Below are 21441 nucleotides of genomic sequence, written 5' to 3' on the forward strand. Positions count from 1 at the left end.
CTTCATGCCAGGCTGAATGCCGGTAATTTTTTGTCTTCATGTCCTTGAATTGAATGGAAATGCCCGCTCGTCCCGGTACCCCGTTCCCCAGAAACGGGGAAGCACCTGAATGGGCATCGAAGCCATTCCCCACTATTGGGGGGGAACCTTCAGTCGTCGTCAATTCGTTCGATCCTGTTCTCTGCCCGTAATTGCGCGAGCACCTGACGACGAGCCTGGGTCTGTTGCTGTCGGGCGAGGTACGCCCTGACTGTTTCCAGCCCTTGCTCCTCTGGGACATCGGCCGCCTCCCTGTGGTTCTCGACAAAAATCAAATGCCAGCCGAACGGTGTGCGCACCGCCTCGCTGACCTCACCAGGCTTGAGGGCAAACGCTGCCGTTTCGAAGGCCGGCACCATCTGCCCACGGGCGAAATACCCCAGGTCCCCGCCCTGGCTGGCGGTGACATCTTCCGATCCCGATTGCGCGACGCTAGCAAAGGTTTGCCCCCCTGCGATAGCGGCACGCATCTGCATCAAGCGTAGTCGTGCCGCTTCAACCGTGGCGGCATCGGCATCGCCGGCAACCTTGATCAGAATGTGCCGGGCCTGGACCTGCTCCGGTGCGCCCATTTCGGCGCGGTGTTCGTTGAAGAAAGCCCGCACGGTCTGCTCGTCCGGGGCCTGGACTTGGGTCAGTTCGGCAAACATCCGCTGCGCCGCCAGTTCGCGGTGGGTGTACTCGGTGAACGAGGCCTCATCGAAACCGGCGTCCTGCAAACGCTGGAGGAATTTGTCGGTGCCGCCGATGGCGGTGCGGGTCTGTTCGACCTGTTCGCGCACGGTTTGCTCATCGATTTTCACCCCGCGCTTGCGCGATTCCTGCCAGAGCAGTTCCTTGTCGATCAGCGTGTCCAGCGCGGCCTGACGCAGTTGTTTATAGGCCTTGGGGTTGCGGATGCTCGCCACGGCGCGGCCCTGATCTTCCAGGTACTCGGCGAAAAAACGTTCCAGGCGAAACTCGGAAATCGCCTCGCCGTTGACCCGGGCGGCCACCGGTTCATTGTTCGCCATTCCCACCGACAACCAGCCTGTCAGCAGCCAACACAGGGTTTTGAGCTTCATGATCAGGGCCTCCGGTCAGGGCGTGGCAATAATCGGTTTGTAGGGAGCGACCAGATAAAAACGCTGGTCGGGCAAGTCAACGGTGACCACGTGCGCCCCGCTCAGGCCCAATCGTCGGCCGGGGCCGAAGCTCAGGCGCGGGGTCAGGCCGGTGTCGAAGTCGTGCAAGCCTTCGAGGGCCGCCACCAGTTTTTCGCGGCTGGCGTCGCGGCCGGCCTGCTTCATGCCTTCGCTGAACAACAGCATCGAGGCGTAGGCGCCGACTTGCAGCACCGCGTGCTGGGCGCCGAGGCCTTGATGCTCGCGCAACAGCGTCAGGGCCATGCGCCCGGCCTGGGTCCAGTCGCTGGGCACGAACGGATACGCCAGAAACACCCGCCGGGAAAAGCCCTCCGGCACCTGCAACAAATCCCCCGCCACCTGGCTCGACGCAGCAAACAGGTACGGCACCTGCCCGGCATTCTGCAATCCGGCCGCCAGCCGACTGAAACCTCCGCCGCTACCGAGGTAGAACACTGAGCGCGAGCCCAGCGGCAAGCTGTCCGCCGCCGGGTCGTAGGCCTGCAGATGGACTTTTTCCCAGCCGTGATCCTGTAGATATTGGCCGAGGACCTGTGCCGCCAGCACCTGCGCCGGGTCATCGGGATAGGCAATCAGCGTCGGCCCTTGCAGCACTCGCAGACTGGCGGTGGCGTAGTCGGCCAATGCGATCAGTTGCTCACGCAGGCCCGGCAGCGGCTCGAAAATCTGTGGGCTGGCCTGCACCGGGCCGAGCAACGACAGGGCCCCGATCAGCGGCACGCCGGACTGTTCCAGACGTGGCGCCAGTTCGCTGTCCAGCGCCGGGGCAAGCGGCGCGATCAGCGCAAAGACTTGCTCTTCCTCGATCAGCCGTTGCAGGGCCTGTTCGGCGCTGGCGCGATCCGGGCCGGGATCGGCCACGGTCAGGCGCAACTGCCGGCCGTGAATGCCGCCGGCCTGATTGATCCGCGCCACACTGCCGTTGAGCACCGCCGCGATGGTGGCGCCCTCCTCGGCCAGCGGCCCCTGGCTGGGCAGCAAGGTGCCCAAGTGCAAGGTCTGGTCATCGAGCCCCGGATCGCGGTCATCGGCCAGGCGTTTGAGGTAAGCCGTGAGATTGCGCTGATCCTTCATCGACAGCAGGAAGCGCGGCATGCTCGGGTCAAGGCGATTGTTACCGGGGTCGCGGCCCTGCTGAATCACCCGCGCCAGACTGCTGTCGGTGTAGGCCGGGTAGTTGCGGCCGTTGACCTGTTGCTGACCGTGGATGCTGGTCAGCCGCGACCAGTTCAGTTCCGGCGGACGCACCCCGCCCTCGGGCCGGCCGAGACCGTCGGCGCCGTGGCAGTTGGCGCACGGCAGGCTGGTGGCCGGCAGCAACACATCCGCCGCCCCGACCCGCGCCATGATCGGCTCGCCGCTGGCGGACAGGCCTTCGCGGTACAGACGCTTGCCGGCGCTTTCTTCATCGGTCAGCGGCAATGCGGCCGCGCCGAGGCTGACGCCAGCGAGCAGGATCAGGGCGAGGACGCGGCCGAGGTTCATGGCGCGGACTCAGCGGCCGGCCACAGGCATTGTCAGCAGCTGCAAGCGCTGGGCAATGGCGGTGGCCGGGGCGTCGGGACGGATTTTGCTCCAGCGTTTGTTGGCCACATCGCCGACGATCAACTGGGTCGAGTGCTGCTCGGGCGTCGGCACGATCTGACCGATGCGGCCCAGCACCAGGTCCATCTGCGCCTTGTCGCCGGTAAGGAAAAGCCAGTGAGGGTCATCGGCGCCCTGCTTCAAGGTGTAAGCCTTGAGCACCGCCGGCGTGTCGCGCAGCGGATCACTGGTAAGGGAAATGAAGGTGATGCCGTCGGCCTTGTCTCCCAGCAGCTCGCGGACTTCCTTGAGCTTGCGAGTGATCAGCGGGCAGGCGTCATTGCAACTGGTGAAGATCACGTTGAGCAGCACCACGCGGTTGTGCAGCGCATCGCTGTAGAAACGCTGGACGTCGCCGTTCTGATCCAGCAGCGGCGTGTCGGTGAACCAGGTTTTCGCGTCGTGGGTGCCTTTGGCCGGTGCGGGCGCAGCGCTGGCCGTTGCCGGTGCCGGTTGTTCGTGGCCTTCGTGAGCCAGGGCCATGGCGCTGAAAATCCACAAACACACTGTCAGGGTGATCCGGTCCAGGGTCCTCATGGCTGTTGCTCCATGGCAATCGCGGTGTGTTTGGCGTGGGTGCGCAGGCCGCTGAGTTTCTCGACTTCCTTGGCCAGCAGTGCCGGATCGGTGAAGCCGTAATAGCGCGTCCAGTGGCGACTGTTGCCGTCACCGACGAGGATCAGCGGCTGGTGATTCTTGAAGTCGCCGCTGAAACTGCCGAGGCCCTTGAGGGTGGCGCTGATCGATTGCGGCGAACCGGTGAGCCAGCTCCAGCCCGGGCCTTTCTGGAAGGTGCGGGCGTAATCCTGCAAGCGTTTCGGGTCGTCGCGCTGCGGGTCGATGCTGATCGACACCAGTTGCACTTCCGCGCCGACCCGGGCACCGAGCTGTTTCTGCACCTTGCCCATGATCGACGAGACCACCGGGCAGACCGTGGTGCAACTGGTGTAGATGAAACTCATGACCACGATTTTGTTGTGCACCAGATCCTGCTCCAGGTGCACGGTCTTGCCGTTCTGGTCGAGCAACGGCACGTCGGCGAACTTGACCTGGGCGTGTTCCTGGCTGTTGGCGGCCGGTGCGGTGTGGCCGGCATGCTCGTCCGCCGAGTGGGCGCTGGCCTGCTGGATACCGACGGCCAACAGGCACAGGGTCAGCAGGCCACGGGATGCAAATCGGTTCATGGTCGTTTCCTCGTCACTGAGTCTGGCCGGGCAGCACCCGGACACTGGCAAAGGTCTTGTCGTCGAAACCGGCGCCCAGCGAGGCCGCGCGCACGTGCAGGTACCAGGCGCCGCTGCGATCAAGCGTCACCGGTGCTTCGTACACGCCGTCAGCAACTTCCAGCGCCGCCACTTCACGGGGCCGGGAAGTCGGCGCGAGGAAGTAGCGCAACTGCACGTCGGTCACGCCGCTGCGCTGGATTTTCTGTTTGCCCTGGACGATGCGAAAGCGCACCACGTACGGGTCGTTGAGGGCCACGGCGGTCTTGTCCAGCAGGAACTCGACTTTTGCCGCGCCCAGGTGTTTTTCCGGCGCGCCGTCGGACGCCACCTGCGCGGTGAAGCAATGAATGATGTTCGGTTGATTGAGCAGGAACGCCACGTCGAAGCGCCCCGCCGCCGGCAGTTTCACTCGTGAGCTGTAGAGACCCGGCGAGACTTCGCGCAGGCTGCGGTCGATCACCAGCGCGGCGCGGGCGATTTGCCCCCGGTTGGGGTAACCGGACATCGGCGCGTTCATGCCTTCGGCGTAGAAATAGGTGGTGTTGTCCACCGGGTTGACCACGAACACCGCGTTGTCATCGCGCGATACCGCGAGGCTCGATGCCAGCGGCAGATCCCCGGCCAGCCGTGGCGGCTGCGGCCCGGCTTCAAAACCCTGAGTAATCGGCTGACGCCCTTCGCCCAGCGAAGACAGGTTGATCATGGTGACTTTCGGCGAGGCCAGTCCGCGCACGTAGGCATACGCCTGGGTGAACACCACTTGATAGGGTTCGGCTGAAACCTCCAGGTCATGGATCGCCGAATCGTTGGCCGCGTCGATGACTGTGGCGCGGTTTTCCACCGTGTTCAGCACCACGCCAAAACGGCCGTCGGCGCTGAAGCCCATCGGGCCGAGGCCCTGTTGCAGCTTGATCACCCGCCTCACGGCGCGGCTGTTGCTGTCGATCACGGTGACGGTGCCGTCCTTGCCATCGGCCACGTACACCGCGCCGGACAGCGGCGAGTACGCCACCGACAACGGGCTGGAGCCGGTCTTGACCTGTTGCACCAGGCTCAGGCCGGCGACGTCGATGACGCTCAGGGTGCCGTCGTCGCGGTTGCTGACGAAGGCGAAACGGCTGTCCTTGCTGAAGGTGATTTCATGGTGGCCGCGACCGGTCGCCAGGTGTTTCAGCGGTTTGAGGCTCTGGGTATCGATCACCGTGACCCCGGATTCTTCAGCCTTGGCCGCGTTGTTGCCGACCCACAGCAGACGCTCGTCCGGTTGCAGCGCGACCCGCACCGGTTGGCTGCCGGCGGCCACCGAGTCGATGACCTTGAATTGCTCACTGTCGATCACCGCCACTTCCCCTGCCGTCGGCATCGACACGAAGACCTTTTTGTTGTCCTTGGGCGTAACCCAGTCCATCGGCGATTGCTTGAGTTCGATCCGCGCCAGGGTGCTGGTAATGCCGCCGACCGAGACGGACGGATCGACCACCGAAACGCTGGCATCGCGGTTCATCACCAGCAGGAAATAGCTGTTGAGGTCGAGCAGCGGCCGCGCGCCGATGTTGGATTTGAGGAACGTACCGACCCGCGACTTGCAGCTCTGGTCGCGGCCCTGGGCCTGGTCGGCGGCGACGGCTTGCGGATCGATCCACGCCCCCGGCGCCACACCGGACAACGGCTGGCCGGACGCACCGTCGGTGACGCGAAACTGCACGTCGGCGAACTCGCCCTCACGCAGCTGGCCATCGCTGGCCAGCGGCTTCAGATCGAAGGCGATCGACACGCCGTCGCGGGTCAGCACCTGCCCGGCGCCGGTTTGCGCCAGGGCAATCTCGCTCAGCGTGAGCAGCGCGCCGGCCATGGCCAGCAGGCAGACGCCGATGATGTTGATGATCCTGTTCATGTCGCTCTCCCCTACAAATCCTGTCCCCACCTGCGGGAGCGGGTTCACCGGTTCCCACAGGTTGCGCATTGGCACCTACTGAGCAGGCGGCGCCGGCTCCGGCTCATTGGTCACCCGCAGCAATCCCCACAGCCCCGAGGTGTTGCCATAGGCGCCGTAATCGCGGAACAGGTAGTCCCCCGGTATTGCGTTGCTGCCCCCGGCGCTCGGGATCATGAAGCTGAAGTGCGCCGCCGGCAGGATGCTTTCGTGAGCGCCGATGTACATCGACATCGGGTTGTAGCCGAAGCGCACCGAACCCACGCCCGGCGTGCCCATCGGGTAGCCGCCGGTGTCGCTCTTCTCGGCCTGGAACGGGTTGAGCGACCAGACGTGTCCGTCGAGCTGGAACGTCGTGCCGCGACTGCCGCCGCTCGGCATCAGGATGTGCGTACGGAACGGCTGACCCGGTTTGGCATACAGCACCGGCGTCTGCGGATCGCCGCCCACCAGCGCATTGCTGTAGGCCATGTGCGCGTTGGTCATGTCGCCATAACCCGTGCCATCGGCATGGCCGAACGGCGCATCCGGGGCAAGGCCGAAGCGGTACCACAGCGGTTCGGTCTTGTAGTTGATGGCCATGCTCGAGTTGTCCTGCGGATCGGTCGGCACACCGAAGCCCTCGGCAGCGATGCCTTCGACTGGCCGGCCATTGGCCCAACGGGTGTTCAGCGCCTTGTGCCAGACCATCGCGAAGTCGCGGTAAGTCGTCTGCCCCGGTGCGGTGACCGTGGCGTTGACCTTGCGCGCATCGTCGACCCAGGTCGCGCCGATCGGCAGGATGCTCATCGCCCCACCCAGGCCTTTTTGCGGTTGCTTGATCACATCCGCCGGGGTGATGTTCAGGCCTCCGAACTCCACGGCCGTGGCATTGATGTTGTCGACACTGCGGCCCAGTTGCGTGACCGGTTTGCCTTCACGCTCCAGGTGCCCGGCGTAGTACTGATAGGTCCGGGTCGGGTAGGCGCCGCTGCTGCCCAACCGTGGCGGCACGGTCTGGATCGGGTTGGCGCCGACGTTGGCACCGTCGGATTTGGTGATGTCATAGGCCAACAGTTGGGCGTGCAGCCCCACGTGGCTGGACGGCCGCATCAGGTTGTTGCTGAAGGTGGTCGAACCCAGGCCGCTGTTGCGATCACGTTTGACGATGCCCTGCATCACCGCGGTCTGGGTCAGGTCCGGCATCACGCTCGGCAGACGGTTTTCCAGGGTGATGTTGATGCAGTCCCCGGCCGCTGCGCGCAGCACCAGCGGTTCGACCGGAATGCCGGGTTTGAGCTTGCCGCTGACCGGATCGAGGTCGGATTTGCGCACGTACAGGATCGCCGTCGGATCATGCAGCGGCCCGCTCTGGCCACCGATGGTGATGGTCTCGCCGTCCTCCGGATCGGTCACCGTGACCTGCGGAATGCTCACCGTGCGCGAGTTCAGCACCAGGGTGCCGCCCGCCGGATTCAGCGGCCCGCCGACATGCTGACCGAGCCCGGCCGAATCGCCGATGCTCAGGCCCAGCGAATTGCCGAGGATGTCGTTGGCCAGCGCCGCCACCACTTCATAGTTGCGCTGCACCGTCGGCCGGGTGCCGATGCCGTTGGGGTTGGCGCTGATCCGTGGGCAGCTGCCTTCGAACGCCACGGTGTTGCGCATGCCCGCCGGACTCGGGTTGTTGGGGATGGCGAACAGGTCATTGCGTTTGGCCGTGTAGTTGCGCATCACGCCCCAGATCCCGCTCCAGTAGCCTTCGATCGAAGCGTCCATCGAGTACAGATAGTCACCGGTGGTCGCCGCAGAGCTGGACAGCATCGACACCGGTGCGATGAAGCCCATCTGTTCGGAGATGCCGATCATCTGCGAGGCGCGCCAGCCGGAGTTAGAGCTGTTGCCGAAACCGGAACCGCTCTGCAGCCATTTCACGCCGTGCAGGGTGACGTTGTGCTCTTCCTCGTGGCCGCCGGCATGCACCCGCAGACGCACGTTGTCGCCGGTGTAGGTACGCAGCATCGGGGTAAACGGGTCGCCCGGCTCGCTGCCGCCCTTGTTGATGTGCGGCGGGAACAGCGTGGTGCCGCCAGTCGGGCCGGTGGCGGCCGTCACCAGGTTCGGTGCCAGGTTCATCGCCGGGATCGCCCGGTCGGTACGACTTTGCATGGCGTACGCCAGATCGCCGCCGAGGCCGTCGGCCTGCATGCCGCGCTTGCCGTCCGGGCCGACCTTGTTCGGGTCGTAAACCCTCAGGGCCAGCGGCTCGTTGCGATAGTTGACGACGAACATGCCCGGATCATCCACGGAGATCGCTTGCGGGCAAGGCCGGCTCGGGCAGCCCGGCACCTGACCGCCCTGCACTTCCAGCACGCCTTCGAGCAGGGTGCTGGCGTTGTTGCGCACCGGCGGGTTGATCGCGTAGCGGAAGCTGTCGGCGGTGGCCGGGAACGCTTGCGGATTAGGCACGCCGTTGGGGCCGGCGCCCACGTACACACCGGCTTCATAGGCGTGCTGGAAGTCGCTGTATTCGAGGAAGAACTCACGGAAGCTGTCGTTCTTGCCGTCGCCGTCGAGGTCGCCGGTATTGATCACCGCCTGCCACGAGGTCGGCCCGCCGTCCTGGCGCGCGCCGCTGTACAGAGGCTCGCCGGTTTCGGCGTGGAACCAGGTGGAACCGGCCGGTTCCGCCAGCACCGTGGCATACAGGCCGATCTGCTGGTGAGTCGATGGGCCGAGGTGGTCGTGGGTGAAGATGGTGCCCAGCCCGCGATCCACGCCCTTGGCGTTGACCACCGGGTCGACGAACCAGCGTTGCATGGCCGTGCGCGCGCCCATCCAGTCACTGCGCCCGAACTGTCCGAAGAACGGATGCGCCTTGGCTTTCGGGCACGCCTGGGTGCCGTCGCGCGGGTCGCTGCCCTCGCACTGGTTGAATTCACGGATTGCGTGAATGCGTTCCTGAACGGCGCCCGGAGAGAGCACGCCGTCCTCGTAGTTCCAGCCGTTGGAGGAACCGTCGGCAGCTGTCAGGTCCCACTTCGGCAGGTGAATGTGCTGGCCGATCACGTCGGTCGGCGTGCGCACCTGATAGTCGTCCATCTCGTAGGTGGCGGGCACCAGGTTGGTCTGCTGGTATTGCACGCAGTCGAAGGTGTTCATGCGCATCACCAGCGGCTCTGGCGGACGCTGCTTGGTGATCACTGGCCAGGCGTCTTCCCACAGCGCCAGAATCCGCGCTTGCGGGAAGTGATAGCCGACCTTGTTGTAGACCGCGTCGAACTGGATGTTGGCGGCCTTGTAGATCCGTGGCCGGTCGGCGGTGAAGGTCGAGGCGCCGACGAAGGACATGCCGTCCAGCCGGTCGCCGCTGGCGAATTCACCGCTGCCGGCGCTGCTGGTCAGGCGTTTTTGCCGGTCGTCCATGCACGGTTCGTAGTACGGCGCACCGGCCATCGGCAAGGCGCCGTTGGTGCGGAAGGCCTTGGCCACGATCTGGTTGCCGGGCAGCAAGGCAAAGCTTGGGTGATCCTTTTTCGCGTGGAACGCCATCGCCGCCTGTTCCACTTCCGTGCCTTCTTCGGGCAGGTAGATCGGCTTGGCGCGGGTGACTTCCTTGGAGAAATCCAGCGAAGTGGTCACGGTGTGCGCCTCGCCTCCGGCCGCCACCCCGTCGAGGGTGTGACGCTGCAAGCCGCCGTCCCAGCCGCCGGACTGATTCGGATCGAGGTTGGCCCACAGCGCTTTGCCGCTGGCTTTCAAGGATTGCGCGGTGGCGGCGTCGAGCATGTCCAGCGGTGGGGTTGGCGGACGCTGACCGACCGAACTTTCCATGCCGCCGATCCAGAACGGATAGCCAGGGTTTTTCAGGCTGCCGTCGGCGTTGCGGTTGGCTTCGCTGCGATCGACCAGTGCCAGCGAACCAATGGCTTGCGAACCACCGTTACCGCCGTGGTGTTCGCCGTCGTCCTCTTCTTCATCGTCGTCATCGTGGCCGGCGACCAGGGTGTCGCCGATTTTCGGCACCACCACCACTTTGCCCGGCATCGGCGCCATGGCTTTGCCGGGCAGCGGCACGACGGCAGGAATCGGCGTGCCGGCAATGATCTCGCCATCCGGCAAGGCGCGGGCACCGGCAGCCGGTTTACCGCTGCGCAGGGCGTAAGGTTCGCTGTGATAACCATCGGCGCCCTGTTGCGAGACTTCCAGCCGAGTGCCTTCTTCGAACACATCGTGCACCCGCCACATCGACCACATGCCCTGGGCAAAATGCGGGTAGAAGTGGCAGTGATAGATCGCATCGCCGGCCACCCGGTTGCGGTTGCCGGAACCGCCGTTGGCGATTTCGTAGGTATAGCCGGCGCCCGGACCGATGCCTTGGGCATCGACGTAATCGGAGTTGTCGTCGTTGGGGTTGAACAGCCACTGATGGCCGTGCAGGTGGAAGATGTGCTGTTCGTGGCCGTTGTGGGTGTTGCGGAATTTGACGAAGTCACCGATGTAGCTGTGGTTGACGTTCGACGGCTCCGACGGATACAGGGCCATGGTGGCCTTGACGCCGACCTGATCGGCGCTGGGTGTCTGGCCGGGGGCGATGTTCTCAAGCCCGGTATTGGCCGGCACGTCCACCAGCATCGCCACGTCGCCGACGGTGTGCGAGCTGAGGAAGAATTCTTCGTAGGCGCACGACAGGCAATCGTGCATCGGTCCCACGCCGAGGCGGTTGGCGACCACTTCGGCACCCATGCCGCCGGAACCGTAGTTGATCATGAACGAGTCGCGGGTCGGCTCCAGCACATGGGCCATGACCGGGTCGGCCCAGTAAGCGGGGAATGCCTGGGTAGCGGCGGTTTCGTCCTGGAACTGCGAGGCGAAATCGCGAAACGGCTCGAGGCGATTGGGGATCGCCGGGTTGCGTTTGCCCATCGATTCCAGCGGATAGGTGCTGGGCGCAAAACTGCCATCGGCGTTGCTGCCCATGACGATTGCATCGCTTTCGCTGGAGATGATTTCGTTGCCGTCGACCATGCTGATGATCGGCGTGCCGGCCTTGCCTTCACGCAGCCACGGTTCGCGCTGCGGGTAGCGGGCCTGGTAATCGACGATCGGGTGACCGGCCGGTGTACGGCCGGTGGTGGCCAGACGCATTTCTTCTTCGGTGAGGGTGTTGCGATAGGTGCGTCCCGACTTCGGCACCACCACGACCTGGCCGAACAGGCCATTGGCGGTGTTGCCGGCCGCGCCTTCCCCGCCGAATGTCGCGCCACGGCTGCTGACGGCAAACGCCCCTTCACGCTCGGCGTACAGCACGTACGAACGGCTCGCGCCCGGCGGCACCAGGGTGTTGGCGTTACGCCCGGTGTAGGAGGAAATGTCGTCGATGCTGTTCACCGCTTGCAGGCCGTTGACCTGGAAGCCGACATGGCGGTCGGCGACCTGCTCGTCGACCTTGAAGGCATCGGCGCCACCGGGGTTCACGGTGCCCTCCTCGCCTTCAGGTGCTTCGAAATGCTTGTTCGGGTTGGCCTGGTAGTCGAGCAGGTTCTGCAGGTTGATCGTCAGGCAATCACCGGCGGCCACCCGCAGCACCAGCGGCCGTGGACGCTTGTCCGCACGCAGCGAGACCTTGCCAGGCACCGCGCTGCCGCCATAGGCCAGCGAGACGTCATGGTCATCGACCACATCGCGGCGCAAGGCGTACATCATGCCGTTGGCATTCTGCGCACCGAGGCGGTTGAACATCAGCGGTTGATCGAAGGCGACTACATTGGCCACCAGATTGCGCTCGCAGCGCACGGCGGCGCTGGCCAGTTCGACGCTGAGCATCGAGACCAGCAACAGCAGCCAGTTCAACAGGGGCGGTGCGTGGTGAATGCCAACCATGATCGGAAACCTCGTAGTGGGTGCTCACAGGGAACGATTCTCGATAAATCCCTTGGAGCAATCCGCATGCCACAAAAAATGTCGTTCCAACTCAAACGGTTACATAGGTCACTTGAGAATGCGGGGGATATTCCCCACCCGTTTCCCCACTTTTCCGAGCCCCTCGGGTTTGCCCCGAAAGTGGGGAAAACCAAGACTGGGGCTACAACGGCGCATCCACCGCCAGCCCCTGCAAGCGCCGGTACTGACGCAAAACGCTGGGCACGTAACGCTGGGTTTCGGCGAACGGCGGGATCACCCGGCCCCGGCTGAGCACCGCGTCCGGCCCGGCGTTGTAAGCCGCCACGGCCAGGGCGATGTCGTTGTCGAACAGGGTCATCAGGCGCTTGAGGTATTTGGCCCCGCCCTGGATGTTGGCCTTGGGGTCGTAGACATCTTTCACCCCCAGCTCGCGGGCGGTGTCGGGCATCAATTGCATCAGCCCGCCAGCGCCTTTGGGCGAGGTGGCACCGGGGTTGTAATTGGATTCGGACTTGATCACCGCGTGCAGCAAAGCCTCGGGCAGGTGATTGGCGCTGGCCGCCGCTGACACCAGCTCGGCGTAGGGCTGGTTGGCGATCAATTGCGGTTGCTGGTCAAGGCTGACCAGCGGCGCATCGGCCTCGCGAATCACCCGCTCGTAAGTGCGTCCGGGACGGTGGACGTTCGACAGCACATAGCTACCCTTGGCGTCCATGGAAACGAAGACATCGGCTTGTGCGACACCGACCGACAGCACGCAGCCGAGCAGTCCTGCAGTGAATGAATGGATCATTGGGCCTCCCCTGACAGGCCCCGAAAAATTGGGGGAAATGCCCCACTGACCCGTCGTTGATCAGCCGTACGCAAGCACTGTGCCGACTCTGGAAAAGCCCGTAATACAAGGGCTCCAGCCCGACAGCCGAATTTATCGGGGGCTGAGCATGGCAATTGCATAAGCCCTTTCGGCGACACGGCTGCCACTCACGGGAGGTCATCATGAAGCTGCAATTTCGTCCGCGTGCCCAACGCGGTTTCACCCTGCTCGAATTGCTCGTGGTGCTGGTGGTGCTCGGCCTGTTGGCCGGGATCGTCGCGCCCAAATATTTCGCCCAGCTGGGGCGTTCCGAGGTGAAGGTCGCCAAGGCGCAGATCGAAGGCCTGAGCAAGGCGCTGGATCTCTATCGACTGGAGGTCGGCCACTACCCGTCCACCGAACAAGGCTTGCAGGCGCTGGTGACCGCACCGAGCGACGAAGCCAAATGGACCGGCCCGTACTTGCAGAAAAAACTGCCGCAGGATCCGTGGGGGCGTAACTACACCTACCGCTATCCCGGCGAAAACAGCGAGTACGACCTGCTCTCGATGGGCAAGGACGGCCAGCCCGGCGGCGAAGGCGAAAACGCCGAAGTCACCAACTGGCAATAAGCGGAGCTCACGGCATGCGATTTCAACTCAAAGCAGTGGGCAAGGCCGGAGTGGTGTCGCTGAGCGTCGAGGCGCCCGGCCAGAGCGAAGCGCGGCGCATCGCCGAGGATCAGGGCTTGCGTGTGGTCAGCCTGCACGCCGAGAGGCACTGGCGTTCGTTGCGCCTGAGCAAGCGAGAAACCTTCAACCTGGTGCTGTTCAGCCAAGAACTGACCACCCTGCTCAACGCCGGCCTGCCGCTGATCGATGCGCTGGAAAGCCTGGCCGAAAAAGAAACCGCCCCCGCCGCCCGCAAAACCTTGAGTGAGCTGGTGCGGCTGCTATACGAGGGCAAATCGTTCTCCCAGGCGCTCGGCCAGTTGTCGGCGGTGTTCCCGCCGTTGTACGTGGCGCTGGTACAGTCCAGCGAGAAGACCGGCGCGGTCGGCGATGCGCTGGGCCGTTACGTGAGCTATCGCCAGCGCATGGACGAGGTGCGGCAGAAGATCGTCAGCGCTTCGATCTACCCGCTGCTGTTGCTGGTGGTCGGCGGTGGCGTGGTGCTGTTTCTGATGGGTTACGTGGTGCCGCGCTTCAGCCTGGTGTTCGAAGGGCTGGGCTCGAACCTGCCGTGGCTGTCGCAGATCCTGATGAGCAGCGGCATGTTTCTACACGCCCATCAGGGCGAGTTTTTCGGCCTGTTGGCGACGATCGTCATCGCCCTCGCCGTGCTGCAGAAACAACCGGCGTTTCGCCGTGGGCTGGATCGGCTGGTGGAGAAACTGCCTGCCGTGCATCAGCGGATTTTCATGTATGAGCTGGCGCGGTTTTACCGGTCGCTGGGGATTCTGCTGCAAGGCGGGATTCCGCTGGTGACGGCCATGGGCATGGTGCGCGGCCTGCTCACCGTGGCCTCGCGAGCGCGGCTGGACCAGGCCTGCGAGCGGGTGCGCGAGGGGCAATCGTTGTCCACCGCCCTCGAGCTCAACCGGCTGGTGACGCCCGTGTCCCTGCGCCTGCTGCGCGCCGGTGAACAGTCCGGCAATCTCGGGCAAATGATGGAACGCAGCGCCGACTTCTACGACGAGGAAATCAGCCGCTGGATCGAGTGGTTCGTGCGGTTGTTCGAACCGCTGCTCATGACTTTCATCGGCCTGTTGATCGGGGTGATCGTGATCCTGATGTACATCCCGATCTTCGAACTGGCTTCGAGTATCCACTGACCTCGGGAACGGGTCGGATCACACGCAACAAGCTACATCCACGTTCCCAATCAAGACAACAAAGACGGAGAACGATATGCACATTCAAAAGCTCGTGCTCGCAATGGCCATCGGCGCAGTCCTGTCGGCGTCTACCGTACTGATTCCGGACAACCTGTCCGGGGTGTCGAGTGTTCAGGCCAAGGAAGGGGGAAGTGGTGGTGGAGGAAGCGGCGGGGGCGGCGGGGGCGGCGGCGGTGGTAACGGTGGGGGTGGCGGCGGTAATGGAGGGGGCGGTAGCGGAGGCGGTGGTGGCGGTAATGGCGGGGGCGGCAGCGGAGGCGGTGGTGGCGGTAATGGAGGCGGCGGCAGCGGTGGCAATGGTGGTGGTCACGGCGGCAGCGGCGGTGGCGGCAACAGTGGCAGTGGCGGCGGTGGCAACAGTGGCCACAGCGGCAGTGACCACGGTTCGGGCCATTCCGGCAACACGGCGTCATCCGGTCGCAGCGGCACGCATTCTGAACCCGGCGACGACCACGGTGTACATCGGGCCGGTGAAGTCGGTGATGACCATGGCGTGCATCGCGCTGGTGAAATCGGTGATGACCGTGGCGTACATCGCGCTGGCGAGATCGGTGATGACCGTGGCGTACACGTTGGCGGCGAGCCTGGCGATGACAAGCGCGCCAACTGACCCGAACTGAAAGCACCGCAATCCCTGTGGGAGCTGGCTTGCCAGCGATGAGGCCTGGTCAGTTAAAGCATCACTGACTGACCCACCGCTATCGCGGGCAAGCCCGACTCCCACAGGGCTCATCAGTGCCCACAAGGTTGCCGCAAAACCTAGAGAGCGACGTGATTCTGATCCAGCCGCTCACGCAAAAACTCGATCAACGCCTGCACCGGCCGCGACGCCTGGCGATGCTGCGGGTACACCGCCGACAGCGTCAGCGGTTCCGGCCGAAACTCGTCCAGCACCGGCACCAGCCGCCCATCCTTCAGCGCCGCGCCAACGATGAACGTCGGCAGATAGGTAATCCCCATCCCCGCCACCGCCGCATCCCGCAGCAACTCACCATTGTTGACGCGCATCCGCCCGGTGACATTCACCAGCAGCGGCTTGCCCTGCCCCGCATTGAACCGCCACTGCACCGAACGCCCGTGGCCGTAAGGCAGACAGTCGTGGCCCAGCAGATCTTCCGGTTTGACCGGCGTACCGCGCTCGGCGAGATACGCAGGACTGGCGCAGTACACCCGTTCGATTGACGCGATGCGTCGGGCGATCAGGGTCGAGTCCTCCAGTACGCCGATGCGCAGCGCCAGATCGTAACCCTCGCCCAGCAGATCCACCGGCCGGTCGCTCAAGTCCACCTCCACCGTGACCTCGCGATAACGCTGCAGAAACGGCGGCAGCAGACAGCCCAGATGGGCCAGCGCAAACGACAGCGGCGCACTCACGCGAATCGCCCCGCGCGGCTCGGCGGTCTGCCCGGCGATGCCCTGCTCCACCGACTCCACTTCACCGAGCAAACGCAGCGCCGACTCGTAATAGCTCTGGCCCAGCGGCGTCACGTCCAGGCGCCGGGTCGAACGGTTGAGCAATCGCACGCCGAGGCGCTCCTCCAGTTGCATCAAGCGACGGCTGACGAACTGCTTGGACAGGCCCAACTGATCGGCCGCCGCCGTGAAGCTGCCGGAGTCCATGACCTGGCAAAAAATACGCATGTCTTCGAACGGGTTCATTGTCACTCTCTGGTTGACAGTTAAACGCTTTATAGCCGCTTTTTCACTTTCCGGCACCTCATTAATCTGTGCTCACGGTGTTGCTGAGGCCTGAAGCCCAGCGCCACAGCAGCCCGATCCCAAGGCATACAAAAACTCAAACGACTTAAAAAGGAATTGCACATGAACATCAAGAAAACCCTCGCCGCTTCCCTGCTCGCCCTGTCCATCGGCAACGCCTTCGCCACCGAAAGCACTGGCGTCGAACACAACACCCAGGCCTTCCTCGACGCCCTCGCCGCCGGCGGTGGCAAACCACTTGAACAACTGAGCCCGAAAGACGCCCGTGCGGTGCTGACCGGCGCCCAGGCTTCGGTGAAGGTTGACCTGTCCGGCGTTGAGGTCAGCGACAAGGCGATCAAGGTCGACGGCCAGACGATCAACCTGAAAGTGGTGCGTCCGGCCAAGGTCAAAGGTGAGTTGCCGGTGTTCATGTTCTTCCACGGTGGCGGCTGGGTGCTGGGCGACTACCCGACCCACCAACGCTTGATCCGTGATCTGGTGGTGGGTTCCGGCGCAGTCGCGGTGTATGTCGACTACACGCCGTCGCCGGAAGCGCAGTACCCGACTGCGATCAATCAGGCTTACGCGGCAACCAAATGGGTGGCCGAGCACGGCAAGGACATCGGTGTCGACGGCAAGCGTCTGGCGGTGGCCGGCAACAGCGTCGGCGGCAACATGGCAGCGGTTGTGGCGTTGATGGCCAAGGAACAGAAAACCCCGGCCCTGCGCTTCCAGTTGCTGATGTGGCCGGTGACCAACGCCGGGTTCGATAACGGCTCGTACCAGCAATTCGCCAAGGGCCACTTCCTGACCAAGGGCATGATGCAATGGTTCTGGGACAACTACACCACCAACCCGGCCGAACGTGCACAGATCCATGCCTCGCCGCTCAACGCCAGCGCCGAACAGCTCAAGGGCCTGCCCGCCGCGCTGGTGCAGACCGCCGAGTTCGACGTGCTGCGTGACGAAGGCGAAGGCTACGCCCGCCACCTCGACGCGGCCGGTGTGCCGGTGACCTCGGTGCGCTACAACGGGATGATTCACGACTTCGGCCTGCTCAACCCGCTGAACGGGATTCCTGAAGTGAAAGCCGCCGTGCGCCAGGCTGCGGCAGAACTCAAGACCCATCTGAACTGAGTGCAACCCCTCGCCACACCTTCGGGTGTGGCGTTTTCTTTTGTGCCCGCCGGAGTTCATCCCATGAGCCTTTTTTCTGCCCACCTGCTGTCCTGGAGCGCTCTGCTGCTGGTGCTCGACACCTTGCTCTGGCACCTCGCACCGTTCAAGCATCGCGCGCAACGGGTCGCCGTGCGACTGGTGCTGTTCCTGGCCTTCAACGCGCTGGCCATCAACGCCGGCGTCAGCCCGTTGCAGGCGCCGCTGTTTGCCGACGACCCGGTGGCGCAACTTGGGGCGACGGCACTGGGCATTCTCTGGTGGCTGTACGCCGCGCGGGTGCTGACCGAAGTCATCGGTCTGATCCTGATGCGCCGCATCGGTCACAGCGGCCGCCTGCTGCAGGACGTGATCGGTGCGCTGGTGTTTCTGGCGGCCATCGTCGCAGCGGCCGGTTATGTGCTGGATCTGCCGGTCAAAGGCCTGCTCGCGACTTCGGGGGTGGTGGCGATCGTCATCGGTCTGGCGCTGCAAAGCACCTTGGCCGACGTGTTTTCCGGCATCGTGCTCAACACCACCAAGCCGTATCAGGTGGATGATCTGGTGGTCATCGATGGTGTCGAAGGCAAGGTACTCGACATCAACTGGCGTGCCACGCACCTGCTGTCCAGCACCGGCACTCTGGCCGTGGTGCCGAACTCGGTGGCGGCCAAGGCCAAGATCGTCAACCTCAGCCGCCCGAACAACCTGCACGGCGTGTCGATCAGCATCAAGGTGCCGAACCACATTCGCCCGCGCCGAGTGCTCGACGCCCTCGAGCGCACGCTGCAAGGCAGCAGCAGTCTGTTGCTGACGCCCGCACCGAAAGCGGTGCTGAAAGAGGCCGGCGACGAAATGTCGGAATACGTGGCCAGCGGGTTCATCGCCGAACTGGGCAAGAAAAGCGAGGTGCGCAATCAATTGTTCGACCTCGCCCACCGGCACCTTGAAGCCGCCGGTATTTCGCGGCACCCGGACGGCGTGATCGAACCTTCGACCCGCGCTCGCGCCTTGCTCGATGAAGTGAAAATCTTCCGTTCGCTGAGCCACGAGGAACGCGATCGCCTCGCCGAATCGATGGTCGCGCAGCAGTACAGCGCCGGGCAGGTAGTGCTCAATCTGGAGGAAGTCCCGGACAGCCTGTTCGTGATCGCCACCGGCGTGGTCAGCGCCAGCGTGCCGGACGGCAACGGCTTCACCGAGGCCGGACGCATGGGGCCGAGTGAGGTCATGGGTGAGCAAAGCATCCTCGCGGACACGCCTTCGCAAGCGACGTTTACCGCGCTGACATCTTCGATCATTTATCGCCTCGACAAGAACCTGACTCGCCAGTGCATGGAACAGCGCAGTGAAGTGGGTCAGGCGTTGAACAAGTTGCAGGCGGTACGGCAGCAGAACAGTCGGCTGGCGTTGATGGCCAAACCGGCACCGGTGAAAAAAGGTGGATTTCTGGGCTGGCTGCAAAAGCGCTGAGCCCTTTTCTGAAGGCAAAAAGAGGCCCGCCATTTTGGCGGGCCTCTTCGTTACAAGCTTACTTGGCAGTGAATTTGGTGTAGCTGTTGATCAGGTTGCGGTAGTTCGGCAGACGCTGGGACAGCAGATTCGCCAGGCCTTCCATGTCGTTGCGCCAGTCACCCTGCAGCTCGCAGGCCACAGCAAACCAGTTCAGCAGGTGTGCGCCGGCAGCTGACATACGCGCCCACGCCGCTTGTTGCACGGTGGTGTTGAAGGTGCCGGAAGCGTCGGTGACCACGAACACTTCAAAACCTTCGGCAATGGCCGACAGGGTCGGGAACGCCACGCACACGTCAGTCACCACACCGGCGATGATCAGTTGCTTGCGGCCGGTAGCCTTGATGGCCTTGACGAAGTCTTCGTTGTCCCAGGCGTTGATCTGGCCAGGACGGGCAATGAACGGTGCGTCCGGGAATTGCTCTTTCAGCTCAGGCACGATCGGGCCGTTCGGGCCGGAATCGAAGCTGGTGGTGAGGATGGTCGGCAGGTTGAAGAACTTGGCGATGTCGCCCAGTGCCAGCACGTTGTTCTTGAACTCGTTCGGCGAGAAATCCTGTACCAGCGAGATCAGACCGGTCTGGTGGTCGACCAACAGCACAACGGCATCGTCTTTGTTCAAGCGTTTGTAAGGAACGTTGCTCATGTGAAACTCCTCGATGGATGGTTGTTGCGGGGAGCGCCGCTCACACAGAGCGGCGCTTTTTCAAAAGGATCAGAACGCGAAGCAGGAGCAGCCGAATGCGCCCCAGAAACCGGCGAAATCGCTGACCGGCGCATTCGACATCCGCGCTTTTTCATGGCTATGGGTATGCACCGCACACGGGCCGCTGCACTGGTGTACCTGAGCCTGCAAGGGCGAATTCGGGCGCCAGTGGCCCGGGACTTTCACCACCGGCGACCAATCCGGCAGCACCGGCAGCGAACGCGGGCCGAGGTCTTCGAAGTCGCCGGCGGCGTACACGATCTTGCCGCCAACCACGGTCAGCACCGACTCGATCCACTTGATCGCTTCTTCTTCGACACTGAAGAAGTCCGCGCTCAGCGCTGCCAGGTCCGCCAGTTGCCCGACCTTGATCTGGCCCTTCTTGCCCTGCTCGGAGGAGAACCAGGCGCTGCCATGGGTGAACAGTTCCAGCGCGGTGCTGCGTGGCAAACCTTCTTCGTACAGCGCCAGACCGCCAACGGTGCGACCGCTGACCATCCAGTACAGCGAAGTCCACGGGTTGTAGCTCGACACCCGAGTGGCATCGGTGCCCGCACCGACCGGCACGCCTTCGGCGAGCATGCGCTTGATCGGTGGCGTGGCTTCGGCGGCCTGTTTGCCGTAACGGTCAACGAAGTATTCGCCCTGGAACGCCATGCGATCCTGAATCGCGATGCCGCCGCCCAGCACCCTCACCCGCTCGATGTTCTGCGGGGTGATGGTTTCAGCGTGATCGAAGAACCACGGCAGACCGTTGAACGGAATGTCGCGGTTGACCTTCTCGAACACATCCAGCATGCGGCTGATGGATTCGTTGTAGGTGGCGTGCAGACGGAACGGCCAGCGCTGTTCGACCAGGTGGCGCACCACCGGCTCAAGCTCCTGTTCCATGGTCTGCGGCAGGTCCGGGCGCGGCTCGAGGAAGTCTTCGAAGTCCGCTGCCGAGAACACCAGCATTTCCCCGGCGCCGTTATGGCGCAGGAAGTCATCGCCCTGATGCAACTTGACGCTGCCAGTCCAGTTCTGGAAGTCGGTCAGCTCTTCTTTCGGCTTCTGGGTGAACAGGTTGTAGGCGATGCGCACGGTCAACTGGTCGTCTTTGGCCAGCTGTTCGATCACCTGATAATCGTCCGGGTAATTCTGGAAACCGCCGCCGGCATCGATGGCGCTGGTCAGGCCGAGGCGATTGAGTTCGCGCATGAACTGACGGGTCGAGTTGACCTGATACTCCAGCGGCAGCTTGGGCCCCTTGGCCAGCGTCGAGTACAGAATCATCGCGTTTGGCCGCGCCACCAGCATGCCGGTCGGGTTGCCGTTGGCATCGCGCACGATCTCGCCACCCGGCGGGTTCGGTGTGTCGCGGGTGTAACCGGCAACGCGCAACGCAGCGCGGTTGAGCAACGCACGGTCGTACAGGTGCAGGATGAATACCGGGGTGTCCGGCGCGGCCTGGTTGATTTCTTCGAGGGTCGGCATGCGTTTTTCGGCGAACTGGAATTCGTTCCAGCCGCCGACCACGCGCACCCATTGCGGGGTCGGTGTGCGGTCGGCCTGATCCTTGAGCATGCGCAGCGCATCGGCCAGCGACGGCACGCCTTCCCAGCGCAGTTCGAGGTTGTAGTTCAGACCGCCACGGATCAGGTGCAAGTGCGAGTCATTGAGGCCGGGAATCACGCAGCGGCCCTTGAGGTCGACCACTTGAGTGCCGGCGCCCTTGAGCGCCATCGCCTCGGCATCGTTACCGACGGCGACGAAGCGCCCGTCCTTGATTGCCACGGCGCTGGCGAGGGGTTTTTCGCGGTCTACCGTATGAAATTGGCCATTGAACAGAATCAGATCGGCGTTCATCGCAGTTCCTTCGAGATAA

At 63.9% G+C, this 21441-nt stretch carries 15 protein-coding genes; 5 read left to right on the top strand and 10 right to left on the bottom strand.

The window, feature by feature from the left end; all coding sequences use genetic code 11:
* Positions 1-149: 149 nt before the first annotated feature.
* The 7 genes from CAF77_RS15635 to CAF77_RS15665 all read right to left on the bottom strand — a co-directional run bounded on the left by CAF77_RS15635 (position 150) and on the right by CAF77_RS15665 (position 12603).
* Positions 150-1103 carry a peptidylprolyl isomerase gene (locus CAF77_RS15635; RefSeq protein WP_085655713.1) on the bottom strand — a complete coding sequence of 318 codons (954 nt, stop codon included), beginning with the start codon at positions 1101-1103 and terminating at the stop codon, positions 150-152.
* Positions 1104-1118: 15 nt separating this feature from the next.
* Positions 1119-2669 (bottom strand): ABC transporter substrate-binding protein, encoded by a 1551-nt coding sequence (locus CAF77_RS15640; RefSeq protein ID WP_085655714.1) that lies wholly within the window; start codon positions 2667-2669, stop codon positions 1119-1121.
* A 9-nt stretch (positions 2670-2678) separates the two neighbouring features.
* The gene (locus CAF77_RS15645; RefSeq protein WP_064378902.1) at positions 2679-3305 is read right to left on the bottom strand and encodes an SCO family protein; all 627 of its coding nucleotides are present in this window, start codon (positions 3303-3305) and stop codon (positions 2679-2681) included.
* Positions 3302-3952, bottom strand: coding sequence for an SCO family protein (locus CAF77_RS15650; protein ID WP_011333425.1), 651 nt, complete (start codon positions 3950-3952; stop codon positions 3302-3304). The genes CAF77_RS15645 and CAF77_RS15650 overlap by 4 nt, the downstream gene beginning before the upstream one ends.
* A gap of 13 nt (positions 3953-3965) precedes the next feature.
* Positions 3966-5888, bottom strand: a complete 1923-nt coding sequence (locus CAF77_RS15655) for a cytochrome D1 domain-containing protein (protein ID WP_085655715.1) — start codon at positions 5886-5888, stop codon at positions 3966-3968.
* Between the two features lie 75 nt (positions 5889-5963).
* Positions 5964-11789 carry a manganese-oxidizing multicopper oxidase MnxG gene (gene mnxG / locus CAF77_RS15660; protein ID WP_085655716.1) on the bottom strand — a complete coding sequence of 1942 codons (5826 nt, stop codon included), beginning with the start codon at positions 11787-11789 and terminating at the stop codon, positions 5964-5966.
* Between the two features lie 202 nt (positions 11790-11991).
* Positions 11992-12603: a lytic transglycosylase domain-containing protein gene (locus tag CAF77_RS15665; RefSeq protein WP_064378899.1), complete on the bottom strand. Its 612-nt coding sequence runs from the start codon at positions 12601-12603 to the stop codon at positions 11992-11994.
* 203 nt (positions 12604-12806) lie between these two features.
* Here CAF77_RS15665 and gspG point away from each other — a divergent pair, with 203 nt between their 5' ends.
* The 3 genes from gspG to CAF77_RS29365 all read left to right on the top strand — a co-directional run bounded on the left by gspG (position 12807) and on the right by CAF77_RS29365 (position 15110).
* Positions 12807-13235, top strand: a complete 429-nt coding sequence (gspG, locus tag CAF77_RS15670; protein ID WP_011333421.1) for a type II secretion system major pseudopilin GspG — start codon at positions 12807-12809, stop codon at positions 13233-13235.
* Positions 13236-13249: 14 nt separating this feature from the next.
* A complete protein-coding gene (locus tag CAF77_RS15675; RefSeq protein WP_007956102.1) occupies positions 13250-14437 on the top strand; it encodes a type II secretion system F family protein in 1188 nt (395 codons plus the stop codon).
* Positions 14438-14513: 76 nt separating this feature from the next.
* Complete coding sequence (locus tag CAF77_RS29365; RefSeq protein WP_084776885.1) at positions 14514-15110, top strand: hypothetical protein; 597 nt, start codon at positions 14514-14516, stop codon at positions 15108-15110.
* 149 nt (positions 15111-15259) lie between these two features.
* Here CAF77_RS29365 and CAF77_RS15685 read toward each other — a convergent pair whose 3' ends face one another.
* Positions 15260-16159 (bottom strand): LysR family transcriptional regulator, encoded by a 900-nt coding sequence (locus CAF77_RS15685; protein WP_064378896.1) that lies wholly within the window; start codon positions 16157-16159, stop codon positions 15260-15262.
* A 162-nt stretch (positions 16160-16321) separates the two neighbouring features.
* On the opposite strand from CAF77_RS15685, the gene CAF77_RS15690 reads away from it, so the two are divergent.
* Positions 16322-17338 carry an alpha/beta hydrolase gene (locus tag CAF77_RS15690; protein WP_085655181.1) on the top strand — a complete coding sequence of 339 codons (1017 nt, stop codon included), beginning with the start codon at positions 16322-16324 and terminating at the stop codon, positions 17336-17338.
* A 63-nt stretch (positions 17339-17401) separates the two neighbouring features.
* Entirely contained in the window at positions 17402-18829 is a 1428-nt protein-coding gene (locus tag CAF77_RS15695) for a mechanosensitive ion channel family protein (RefSeq protein ID WP_085655182.1), read from the top strand.
* 58 nt (positions 18830-18887) lie between these two features.
* On the opposite strand, the gene ycaC is transcribed toward CAF77_RS15695, so the two are convergent.
* Both ycaC and CAF77_RS15705 read right to left on the bottom strand, forming a co-directional pair.
* Positions 18888-19514, bottom strand: a complete 627-nt coding sequence (gene ycaC / locus CAF77_RS15700; protein WP_011333417.1) for an isochorismate family cysteine hydrolase YcaC — start codon at positions 19512-19514, stop codon at positions 18888-18890.
* Between the two features lie 69 nt (positions 19515-19583).
* The gene (locus CAF77_RS15705) at positions 19584-21422 is read right to left on the bottom strand and encodes an amidohydrolase (protein WP_085655183.1); all 1839 of its coding nucleotides are present in this window, start codon (positions 21420-21422) and stop codon (positions 19584-19586) included.
* Positions 21423-21441: the final 19 nt, after the last annotated feature.

The sequence above is a fragment of the Pseudomonas sp. R15(2017) genome (genome assembly GCF_002112685.1).
In the GTDB taxonomy this organism is placed as follows: domain Bacteria; phylum Pseudomonadota; class Gammaproteobacteria; order Pseudomonadales; family Pseudomonadaceae; genus Aquipseudomonas; species Aquipseudomonas glycinae.